This is a genomic window from Streptomyces sp. DSM 110735, assembly GCF_016482685.1.
GTDB lineage: Bacteria > Actinomycetota > Actinomycetes > Streptomycetales > Streptomycetaceae > Streptomyces.
Genome location: NZ_JACYHF010000029.1, coordinates 65415 through 75565, shown reverse-complemented (window position 1 = coordinate 75565; position 10151 = coordinate 65415). Strand labels below are relative to the sequence as shown.

Genomic DNA, 10151 nt, shown 5'->3' with positions numbered 1-10151 from the left:
TTGGGGGGGGCCTTTGTGGGGGGGTTTTTTGGGGGGGCCTTGGTCCCCCGGCCCCGGGGGCCCCGGGGGGTTTGGGGGGGGGGGGGGGGGGGGGGGGGGGGGGTTTTTTGGGGGGGGGGGGGGGGGGGGGCGCCCCCCCCACCACTGTCGTACGAACCACAACGGGACGGCAATTGAGGCGCGTCGTCCCGAGGCAGGAGACCTTGATCATGAGCAGCGTGCCCGAGTCGCTGAGACTGCGGCGGGAGGTGTCGCCGCTGGAACTGTTCTACGACCTGGTCTTCGTCTTCGCGGTCTCCCAGCTCTCCCACCACCTTCTGGAACACCTCACCTGGCGCGGCGCCGCGGAGACGGCGATCCTCCTGGTCGCCGTGTTCGGCACCTGGTCCTACACCAGTTACGAGGCCACGTTTCTCGACATCAAGCGCGATGTCACCCGGTGGATGATCGTCATTGCCATGGGGCTTGGGCTGTTCATGAACGCCGAGATTCCAGGGGCGTTCGAGGACCGGGCCTGGGCCTTCGTCGCCCCGCTCCTCGCCATCCTGTTCTTCGCCTGTGCCGTCACCGCCCTGGCCGCCCGTACCGACGCGCTGCGCGAGCATTTCCACCGACCCTGGTGTGGATCGCGGCCTCCGCGCCGTTGTGGATCGTCGGCGCCGTGGTCGGCTCCGAGCCCCGGCTGTGGTGGTGGGCCGCCGCCGCGCTCGTCGACCTCACCGGCACCTGGCTCGCGCATCCGCTGCCCGGCCGTACCCTCAGCGGCGGCGAACTCGTCTTCGACGCCGAGCACATGCTGGAGCGACTGCGGCTGTTCTTCATCATCCTGCTCGGTGAGACGGTCCTCACCGCGGGCCGCGCGATGGCGGACGCACCCGTCGACGTTTCCAGCGTGCTCGCCACCGCGGGCGTGTTCATCGCCCTGGTGTGCCTGTGGGCCGTCTACTTCGGCGGCGGCGAGGACGTCATCGCCATCGTCGTCGCGTCGTCCACCGACCGCGTGCGAGCGGTACGTCTCGGTGTCAACAGTGCCTATCTCGTGCTGGCGGCGCTGGTCGCCCTCGCCGTCGGCAGCGAGCTCGCCATCGCCCACCCGACCGGTCACGGGTCCGTGACCCTCGCCCTCCTCCTCTTCGGCGGCCCCGCGCTCTACTTGGCCACCACGGCCTGGTTCTACCGCGCCACGGCCCAGGGCGCCTGGACCCAACGCCTCGTCGCCTCCGGCGTCCTGGTCGTCGTCGGGGTCGCCGCCGTCTGGCTTCCCCCGCTGGCGTCTCTCGCCCTGCTCGACGTCATCCTCGTCGTGACGGCCGCCGTACTGGCCCGGGCGCACCGGGCGTTGACCCGGTCGCTCCGGGAGGATGCCGAGAGCTGAGCCGGGAGCGCCCCGGGAACTATTTGAGGTGGCTGTCGAACCAGTCGATGAGTTTCTCGGGGTGCTGTCCGAAGTAGTTGTAGGCGTAGAACCGCTGGTTGGAGCCCTCGATCCAGAACAGCTCCTTGTCCTCCGCGCCGATCGCGTCGAAGATCTCGGTGCCGTCCTTCTCTGCGTCGATCAGGAAGTCGTGGCGCAGCTGGGCCATGAAGGTGGGCACCTTGACCGCGTCGGCGTACAACTGGGGGGATTCCTCGTCCAGGCGCATACCGCACAGACCGACCAGCTTCTTCGCCAGCGCCTCGCGTGCTGTGTCGGGGTCGAGACCGATGTTCTTCGCGCCCTGCTCGATGAAGGTCTTGCCGGACACCGAGTTGAGGATCACGAGAGCCTGGACACCGCCGAACTCCTCGGGCCAGAAGTTCATGGCGACGATCGTGGAGTTGGCTCCCATGCACCGGCTGTAGAGGCCGAGCTTCATCGCCGCCAGGTGGTCCTGGCTGCGGACGTAGCGCAGCGAACCGACGACATCGCGAGCCTCGATCAGTCCGAGCCCGCTGGTGACGCCGTTGGCGTCGCTGCTCAGGCCGTGGTTGCGGAGGTCGTAGGTGAGGATGTTGTAGCCGGCGTCGTGCAGGAACCGTAGCTCGGTCAGGAAGTCGACCTCGAAGCCCCCGAACACGCCCAGCTCGGTGTGCCACGGCTCAAGCTGCCCGGGGAATCCGTACCGGTTGCAGGTCATCGGGTGGTTGACCACGAGGAGGCGGTCCGAACCTTCGGCGGGGATGTACCACGCCTCGAGTGCGATCCCGTCCCTGGAGGGGAACTGCACCTCCTCGTACTCCATCCCCACATCCGTCGGCCGCTTCAGCACCGACGTGCGGGCACCGTGCGCGAACATCTGCGCGTACTGGTCCACCAGCCCCCGCAGCTTCTCCTCGTCGGTGCCGGTGGGCTGCGGCAAGGTGGAGAGGTCGCGATCATGCTGACCGAGGTCGATATCGACATCGATCTGCTCGCCCTTGTTGTTGAACGCGATCATGGCTTCTGTCTTTCTTGATTTCTGAATGCCGACGTTCGGTGGCGTGTCAAGATAAGCGTGGCCATTTGATTCCGGAGGGCCCACCGAAAATCTTACTCTCGGGACCCGTGAAATGGGTTGTGGGGAATCCGTCGGCCTGCATGGCCATCCGAAGAAGGGGGTTTATCCACCTTGGCTGCCTGCCCGGCAAGTTATCCCGCACCAAAAGATGATCCTTCTTTTGTTTCACGCTTCCGCAGCGGCGGCTTGATCACTACCGTCCGCTGGTGCGTAGCCCCGGCCGGGGCAGCGGTGACGGCCCTGATCAGGCACCTGCTTCCGCCGCCGCCACCCCGCTTCTGAGAAGCCGCTACTTCAGCTTCACCGCATCACCGCCCGACGCGACCTGTGCCGTCGTCGTGGTACCGGGGAAGAACCACCGCCAGGTTCCAGCCGAGTTGGCGGTGACAGTGGTGCTGAGCTTGCCGGTGCTACTGGTCTTCGCCGTCTTGACGGTGCTGAACCGAGAGGCGCCGGACTTCTTGAACTGAAGCTGTACGGCCTGCCCGGAGAACCCGTGATACTTCAGGTCCTTCCAATTCGCGCGGGTCAGGCTGCCTGTGACGGTCAACTTGTGTCCCTTGACGACCGGTTCGGGCGACGCGTTCGTCGTCAGCTTCGAGGCGCGCTTCATCTTGAACCGGGCGATGCGGTCGGAGATCCAGTAGTCACCGTCCTTGGCCTTCACGGTCGCGTTGACCTGCCAGGTGCCGGCCGCCGTATTGGGGTCGGGCAGGCTGTCGGGAAGCCAGGCAGGGGTGACCGTCATCGTGGCCGTGCACACCGAGGTGGTGGAGCTCTTCTTCTCGCACTGGGTGCCCACCCAGTCGCTGAATCCCCAGCCGTTGTCCGAGTTGAACACGCTGATGTCCGTCAGACCCTTCACCCCGGAGTTGTCCCGGATGGTGACGGCGATGGGATAGGTGATGGTCTTCGACGTCCCGACGACGACGTTCTTTCCGCCGTTCACGACGGTCTTCGTGACCCGCACGTCCCCCCGGCCCTCCGCATGGGCGACGGTCGTGGACAGCAGCGTCAGGGCGACCGCCCCACCGGCCATGCCCCAGGCCGCCGCGGCCGATCTTCGTTTCATGATCCCTCCCCTGTGATGTGGGAGGCGAGAATACACAGCGATCAAGGACGAACCGTACGGGTGTTCCCTGACTCCCTGACTGGCGCCCGCCGCTGAGCGCCCCCTCAACCCCTCTCACCACGCGCGAGGGACGAGACGTACTCCCACAACTCCTCCCGCACCTCCTCCGAATCCGCTCCCGCCGCGAGGGGATACGTAGTCGGCCGAGGCCGCCGATCGTGCCAGAACAGGCCGTCGTTCTCGGTGGCCTCCGAAGCCGCGCCGAGCCAGACGATGGTGTCGGCCCCTTGGGCGGGGGTGCGAATGATGGGCCGGGTCACCGCCCGGAAGACCGGCAGCCACTGCCGTACCCCCTTCGTGTCCGCCCACCCCGGATGCATCGAGTGCACATGCACACCCTGGTCGTGCAACCGCTCCGCCCACTTCTCGGTGACCACCACCTGAGCCCGCTTGGTCCGGGCGTAGAACGTCTTCGGGCTGTACGGCGTCTCCTCGGACTCGGGATCACCGGCGGGAAGCCGCTGTGCGTACTGGCCGCCCGAGGTCACGTTGATCACCACCGACGGCGCGGAGCGGGCCAGCAGCGGTGTCAGCTCTTCGATCAGCACCCAGGGCGCCAGCACATGCGTGGCGAACGTCAGCTCCACCCCGTCCACGCTGTACTGCCGCTCGTCCGGCATCACCCCCGCGTTGTTGACCAGCACGTCCAGCCGGTCCTCCTCCTCCAGGAACCGCGCGGTGAAGTCCCGCAGCGCGGCAAGACTGCTGACGTCGCACGCGACGGGCCGTACGTCGACGTCATCTCCCGCCTGCTCCCGCGTGAGCGCGGCGGCCTCCTCGGCACGCTGCTCGCTACGGCCGAGCACCCGCACCGAGGCTCCCAGCCCGGCGAAGCCGACGGCAGCCGCGAGACCGACCCCGGACCCCGCGCCGGTGACGAGGACGACCTTGCCGTCCATCCGTTCGGGTCCGTCGGGCCAGTCCGGCAGGGCTTTGCGCACGAGCAGTCCGGGCCAGCCGTAGCCGAGGACGACGGAGCGGTCGAGGGCGGTGTCGATCAGCGAGGTGACACTCATGGCATCCGAAGTACCCGGACGCCCCGCCCTCACACGGCCGAGCGCCCCTCACCCCACTGAGGGGGGAGGGGCGCTCGGCGGGTGGGGGTCAGGCTTTGTGCTGCATGCTGCTACGGGCCGGGTTCCCCTGGTCAGCGGCCTTCGGGTCCTTCTCATCGGCCTTGGCGCGCACGCCCTCGGTGATCCGCGCGCCGATCTTGGGGTCGATGTTGGTCCAGTACTCGAAGGCGCGCTCGAGCACCGGCTCGGTGACGCCGTTGAGCAGGTGGCCCACGACGTTGTCCACGAGCCGGTCGCGGGCGTCGTCGTCCAGCACCTCCCGGACGAGGGTGCCGGCCTGCCCCCAGTCGTCGTCCTCCGCGTGCGAGACGTACGCCGTACGGGTGATGTCACCGTCGGTGTGCCAGGTCGGCGGGGTGCCGTACTCGGCGGTGTCCGCGGCGGGTCCGCCCTTGGAGTTCGGGGCGTACACGGGGTCGCTGGTCTTGCGGTACGCCATCGCCCCGTCCTTGGAGTACGTGTGGACGTCGGTGATGGGCGCGTTGACCGGGAGCTGGGCGTAGTTCGCGCCGATGCGGTGGCGATGCGCGTCGGCGTACGAGAAGAGCCGGGCCAGCAGCATGCGGTCGGGGCTCGGCCCGATGCCGGGCACGAAGTTGTTCGGCTGGAACGCGAGCTGCTCGATCTCCGCGTGGTTGTCCGTCGGATTCCGGTCCAGCGTCATCCGGCCGACCTCGATCAGCGGGTAGTCGCCGTGCGGCCACACCTTGGTGAGGTCGAAGGGGTTGAAGCGGTACTCGGCGGCGTCCGCGTACGGCATGATCTGCACGTACAGCGTCCAGCTCGGGTGGTCCCCGTCCCGGATGTGCTCGAACAGATCACGTGTGTGGTAGTCGGTGTCGGCCGAGGCCATCTGGTCGGCCTCGTCCTGGGTGAAGAACTCGATGCCCTGGTCGGTCTTGAAGTGGTACTTGACCCAGAACTCCTCGCCGGCCTCGTTGATCCACATGTACGTGTGCGACGTGTAGCCGTTCATGTGCCGCCACGTGCGCGGCACGCCCCGGTCGCCCATGAGCCAGGTGACCTGGTGCGCCGACTCGGGGGAGAGGGTCCAGAAGTCCCACTGCATGTCATGGTCACGCAGGTTGTTGTCGGCGCGGCGCTTCTGGGACCGGATGAAGTGCTGGAACTTCATCGGGTCCTTGACGAAGAACACCGGCGTGTTGTTGCCGACCATGTCGTAGTTGCCCTCGCTGGTGTAGAACTTCACCGCGAAGCCGCGCGGGTCGCGCCAGGTGTCCGGGCTCCCGCGCTCCCCGGCGACGGTGGAGAACCGGGCGACCAGATCGGTACGTGTACCGGGCTGGAACACGGCCGCCTTGGTGTACGGCGTGACATCCCCAGTCACCTCGAAACGCCCGAACGCCCCGCTGCCCTTGGCATGCGGCTGCCGCTCGGGAATGCGCTCCCGGTTGAACTGGGCCATCTGCTCGATGAGGTAGGCGTCCTGGAGCAGGATCGGTCCGGCGGGCCCGACGGTGAGCGAATGCTCATCGCTCTCCACCGGGGCGCCGGAGTCGGTGGTGGTGCGGGGAGTCTCGGTCATGGTGAGCTCGCGGTTCCTTTCCAAAGCGCCGGGCCCGACGTCTGCCGCACGCCGTGCCGACGGTTACGGGGCTCAGGGGTACCGGGTGACCGGCGACGGGGGGTGGCAAACGTGGGCGGGGGCGGGATGGTCCGGGTGGGTGCGGTTCCGGCCTCACAGCGGAGTCGGCGCCAGGCGGGCGCCCGTGTCAGTCCACCGGCCAGGTGTGCACGGGCGCGTTGAGATGCATGTAGTCGATGTACGTCTCGGTCATCCGCCGCAGCGCCTCGTGACGACCCGCCTCGGAGGTGGCGTCGAAGCGGTGGAACACCTCCTTCTGCCACACCGCCCCGTTGCGCGCCGTGACACAGCGCTGCTCGATGATCCCGAGCAGCGGCTCCCGCCACGCCGCGTCCATCCCGGACAGCTCCAGACCCCGGTGCGCCAGCGGCAGCAGCCGCCGCAGCACCAGCTCGGGCACCGGCACCTCGCCCATGCCCGGCCAGTACAGCAGCGCGTCGATGCCGTTGCGCGCCGCCGTGTGCAGGTTCTCCTCGGCTGCCGCGAACGACATCCGCGACCACACAGGGCGGTCCTCCTCCACCAGGGCGCGGGTCAGACCGTAGTAGAACGCGCCGTTGGCGAGGGTGTCCGCGACCGTCGGACCCGCGGGCAGCACCCGGTTCTCGATGCGGACGTGCGGCTTGTCGTGCGCGACCGCGTACACCGGCCGGTTCCAGCGGTAGATGGTGCCGTTGTGCAGCGTCAGCTCGCCCAGCTCCGGGATGTCGCCCCGGTCCAGCGTCTCGCCGGGGTCCTGCTCGTCGCACAGCGGCAGCAGCGCCGGGAAGTAGCGCAGGTTCTCCTCGAAGAGGTCGAAGACGCTGTTGATCCACCGCTCCCCGAACCACACCCGGGGCCGTACCCCCTGGACCTTGATCTCCTCGGGGCGGGTGTCGGTCGCCTGCTCGAACAGCGGGATACGGGTCTCGTGCCACAGCTCCCGGCCGAACAGGAACGGCGAGTTGGCCGCGAGCCCCACCTGCACCCCGGCGATGGTCTGCGCCGCGTTCCAGTACGGCGCGAACTCCTCCGGCGAGACCTGGAGATGGAACTGGGTGCTGGTGCACGCCGCCTCCGGGGTGATGGTGTCCGCCCAGGCGCGCAGCCGGTCCACCCCGTCCACCTCCAGGCGCAGATCCTCGCCCCGGGCCGCGAACACCATGTCGTTGAGCAGGCGGTAGCGCGGGTTCTCCGAGAGCGACTTCTCGCCGATGTCCTCCTGGCGCAGGGTCGGCAGGATGCCGATCATCACCAGGCGCGCGCCCACCGTCCTGGCCCGGTCCTCCGCGTGGTTGAGCGCGCCCCGGATCTCCGCCTCCCAGGCGTCGGGACCGCCCGAGGTCAGCCCGCGCGGCGGCACGTTGATCTCCAGGTTGAACCGGCCCAGCTCGGTCGACCACGCCGGGTCCGCGATGGCTTCCAGCACGTCGACGTTGCGCATCGCCGGTTCCGCGCCGGAGTCCACCAGGTTCAGCTCGATCTCCAGGCCGACCCGCGGCCGCTCGGACTCGAAGCGCGACTCGCGGAGCATCTGCGCGAACGCGTCCAGGCACTCCTGCATCTTGGTCCGGTACCGGCGGCGGTCCTCGCGGGTGAAGACGAGCGCCGGGACGTCGCGTCCCATCGGCCCTCCTGGATTCCCTCCTCGGACACCTGTTCCACCCCAGCGTCGCACCACCCGGCCCGCCCCACCACGCGGACCGGTACGGGCCCTGGACGCCCCCGGGGCGCTACTCCGGCTCCAGCGCGCGGGCCACCAGCAGCGCCACGTCGTCGTGGTCGTCGGGATGGCGCAGCCCGTACAGCAGCAGGTCGCAGGTCTCCTCCAGCGGGCGGGCGGGGTCGTCGAGGAAGCCCAGCAGGGTCCGCAGCCGGTCGTCGATGGCGTGCTGACGGGTCTCGACCAGCCCGTCGGTGTACAGCACCAGCAGATCGCCGGGGGTCAGCTCCACGGTGGCCGCCTCGAAGGTCACCCCGCCGACCCCGAGCGGCGCCGCCGTGGGCAGGTCCACGAACCTGGCAGGCTCGCCCGGGCGGGCCAGGGCGGGCGGCAGATGCCCCGCGTTGGCGATGGTGCACCGCCCGGTCGCGGGGTCGTACACCGCGTACAGACAGGTGACGATGTAGTGCTCCAGATCGCAGGTGATCTTGTCCAGGTGGCGCAGGATCGACTCCGGCTGGAGGTCCAGGTCCGCGTAGGCGCAGGTCGCGGTGCGCAGCCGGCCCATCGTGGCGGCCGCGTCGATGCCGTTGCCCATCACGTCGCCCACCACCAGCGCCGTCTTGCCGTCCTCCAGCGGGATCACGTCGTACCAGTCGCCGCCGACCTCGCTGGTGGACTGCGCGGGCTGGTAGCGGGAGGCCACCTCCAGGCCCGTGTGCCGGGGGGAGTGGTCGGGCAGCAGGCTGCGCTGGAGGGTGAGCGCGGTGTTGCGCACGCTCTGGAACCAGCGCGCGTTGTCGATCGCCACCGCCGCCCGCCCGGCGATCTCCGCCGCCAGCACCACGTCGTCCTCGTCGAACGGCAGCGGATTGCGGGTCCGCTTCAGATCCAGCGCGCCCAGCACCTCGCCGTGCGCGATCAGCGGCACGGCCAGATACGAGTGCACCCCGGCCTGCGCCAGCAGCTCACCGGCCTGCTCGTCCCGCGCGATGCGCGGCAGGTCCTCGGGACCGACCCGGGCCACCAGCACCGGACGCCCGGTGTGCACGCACAGCGTCACCAGCCGGTCGCCCTCGTACGCCGCGAGGTCCCCGGGCGGATCGGCGGCGCGCAACGCCTCCGCGGAATGGGACGCCTTCAGCGCGAGCGCCCGGAACAGCTCGGGTCCCTCGTCCGGACGGCTCGTACGACGGCAGGCCAGCGCGGAGTCCAGCACGTCCACCGCGACCACGTCCGCCAGTTGCGGTGCCGCGACCTCGGCCAGCTCGTCGGCGGTCTGCTGCACCTCAAGGGTGGTGCCGATCCGGGCCGAGGCGTCCGCGATCAGCGCCAGCCGTCTGCGCGCCCGGTCCGCCTCCCCGGCCGCCCGGTGCCGCTCGGTCACGTCCACCACCGAGGCGGCCGCGCCCAGCACCCGCCCGCGCGGGTCCTCCAGACGGTAGAACGACAGCGACCAGGCGTGCTCGTTCTCGGGATCGCCCGGCAGCCGCCCCACGTGGTACTGGTCGAGCAGCGGCAGCCCGCTGGCCAGCACCTGGAGCAGCGCGGACTCCACCGTGGCCACGTCCGGGAACGGCATCGTGTCCCGCAGCCGCCGCCCGATGTGCTCCGCCGCCGGCATCCCGTCGATCCGCTCCAGCGCCGGGTTGACCAGGAGATAGCACAGATCCGGGTCGAGCAGGGCGAGCCCGATGGGGGACTGGTTCACCAGCCGCTCGCACAGCGCCAGATCGGTCTCCACGCGCTGGAGGAGCGTGTGGTCGGCGGCGATGCCCAGGGCGTAGACCTCGCCCCGGTCGTTCAGCAGCCGCATGGTGCGGAACTCGGTCAGCCTGCTGGAGCCGTCCTTGTGCCGCACCGGGAAGGTGCCCGCCCAGCCCCGGCCCGTCTGGAGCACCTCGGTGAACAGGTTCACGGCGGCCTTGAGCTGCGTGGGGTCGATGAGCAGCCGCGCCGCGAACTGCCCGAGCGCCTCCTCGGCGCTGTAGCCGAACAGGTCCTCGGCCTGCGGCGACCAGAAGACGATCCGCCCGGAGGGCTCCAGCGCCACGGCGGCCACGCTCAGCATGTCCAGCAGACCGGTCGGACTCGGCTGGTCGGGGCGGTGTCCGTCGTCCGCCAGGAAGGAGTCCACTGCCATCCCGCCACCTCCACCGCCGGTACGAGCGCCCGGGACGTACCTCCATGCTGCCTCCGCCGCCGGGGCTCGCGCACC

6 protein-coding genes and 1 pseudogene are annotated in these 10151 nt (G+C 69.5%); 1 reads left to right on the top strand and 6 read right to left on the bottom strand.

Annotation, left to right across the window (positions count from 1 at the left end; genetic code table 11):
- Positions 1 to 209: 209 nt before the first annotated feature.
- Positions 210 to 1375: pseudogene (locus IF655_RS31845) on the top strand (low temperature requirement protein A).
- Between the two features lie 19 nt (positions 1376 to 1394).
- Here the strand turns inward: IF655_RS31845 and IF655_RS29015 are convergent.
- The 6 genes from IF655_RS29015 to IF655_RS28990 form a co-directional block, all read right to left on the bottom strand.
- Entirely contained in the window at positions 1395 to 2417 is a 1023-nt protein-coding gene (locus tag IF655_RS29015; protein ID WP_199588115.1) for an alpha/beta hydrolase, read from the bottom strand.
- 349 nt (positions 2418 to 2766) lie between these two features.
- Positions 2767 to 3516 (bottom strand): hypothetical protein, encoded by a 750-nt coding sequence (locus IF655_RS29010; RefSeq protein ID WP_199588123.1) that lies wholly within the window; start codon positions 3514 to 3516, stop codon positions 2767 to 2769.
- A gap of 137 nt (positions 3517 to 3653) precedes the next feature.
- A complete protein-coding gene (locus IF655_RS29005) occupies positions 3654 to 4625 on the bottom strand; it encodes an SDR family NAD(P)-dependent oxidoreductase (RefSeq protein WP_199588114.1) in 972 nt (323 codons plus the stop codon).
- Between the two features lie 88 nt (positions 4626 to 4713).
- Positions 4714 to 6231: a catalase gene (locus IF655_RS29000; protein WP_199588113.1), complete on the bottom strand. Its 1518-nt coding sequence runs from the start codon at positions 6229 to 6231 to the stop codon at positions 4714 to 4716.
- A gap of 187 nt (positions 6232 to 6418) precedes the next feature.
- Positions 6419 to 7897 carry a glutamate--cysteine ligase gene (locus IF655_RS28995; protein ID WP_199588112.1) on the bottom strand — a complete coding sequence of 493 codons (1479 nt, stop codon included), beginning with the start codon at positions 7895 to 7897 and terminating at the stop codon, positions 6419 to 6421.
- Positions 7898 to 8003: 106 nt separating this feature from the next.
- Positions 8004 to 10076, bottom strand: a complete 2073-nt coding sequence (locus tag IF655_RS28990) for a SpoIIE family protein phosphatase (RefSeq protein WP_199588111.1) — start codon at positions 10074 to 10076, stop codon at positions 8004 to 8006.
- Positions 10077 to 10151: the final 75 nt, after the last annotated feature.

Coding starts and splice junctions, on each gene's coding strand:
- IF655_RS29000 (WP_199588113.1), bottom strand. CDS start 6,231: ATGACCGAGACTCCCCGCACCACCACCGACTCCGGCGCCCCGGTGGAG.
- IF655_RS29010 (WP_199588123.1), bottom strand. CDS start 3,516: ATGGCCGGTGGGGCGGTCGCCCTGACGCTGCTGTCCACGACCGTCGCC.
- IF655_RS29005 (WP_199588114.1), bottom strand. CDS start 4,625: ATGAGTGTCACCTCGCTGATCGACACCGCCCTCGACCGCTCCGTCGTC.
- IF655_RS28990 (WP_199588111.1), bottom strand. CDS start 10,076: ATGGCAGTGGACTCCTTCCTGGCGGACGACGGACACCGCCCCGACCAG.
- IF655_RS29015 (WP_199588115.1), bottom strand. CDS start 2,417: ATGATCGCGTTCAACAACAAGGGCGAGCAGATCGATGTCGATATCGAC.
- IF655_RS28995 (WP_199588112.1), bottom strand. CDS start 7,897: ATGGGACGCGACGTCCCGGCGCTCGTCTTCACCCGCGAGGACCGCCGC.